The following is a 674-nucleotide window of genomic DNA, read 5'->3' on the forward strand; positions in this document are numbered from 1 at the left end:
ATTCTATTCCTCCTGTGATGGAAACCTTAAAAATATCAGTAGCTACCTGTTCTTCTGCTTTCGGAAAAACCTGAATTATCGTATTTTCCCCCGGCATAACAACTCCCGTGTCTTCGTCAATATAGAACCATGCCCTGAAATGTTCCGTATCCTCAAAATCAACTGTGACAGGTTTTTGCCCATTGTTGCATATTGTAATCAACCGTGATGGGCACATCAACATATCCGGCTCTGGTTCTACATCATCCCATGAATCGTACTCTTCCTGAGTAATTGTGAGAAATCTCGTACCACTATTTGGTACACAGTTAACCTCGTAATCCTCCTCTGATTCCCCACGAACGAGAACCCGTATCCTGCACTCTGCCTGAATTCCTTCTTCTGTTTCCATGACAAAAGTTTCTTCATGAATCCCCTGAGAAAGATTTGGCTTTACATAAATATCCACTGCAACAGCTTCTCCGGGCTTAACCTTATTCCCAACTTTCATCGGAAGTCTTCCCTCATATAATAATGGATGCTCTAAATGTTCAAGTCTAAAATCATTCAATTCTGAAATGGATTTGATCTGCCAGCTCTCTGTACCTGTATTTTTTATCTCTAGCCTTTCCCAACCGCCGCCGTTTACTCCAGTCTGTCCCAAATCAAGGATTTCACTAGAAACTGTCGCCTCA

1 protein-coding gene is annotated in these 674 nt (G+C 42.0%); it reads right to left on the bottom strand.

From position 1 onward, the window contains the following. A partial coding sequence (locus LJE09_RS17310; protein WP_173698474.1) for a hypothetical protein occupies positions 1-674 on the bottom strand: 674 nt, incomplete at both ends.

The sequence above is a fragment of the Blautia sp. DFI.3.45 genome (assembly GCF_020593505.1).
GTDB classification, from domain to species: Bacteria; Bacillota; Clostridia; order Lachnospirales; family Lachnospiraceae; genus Blautia_A; species Blautia_A wexlerae.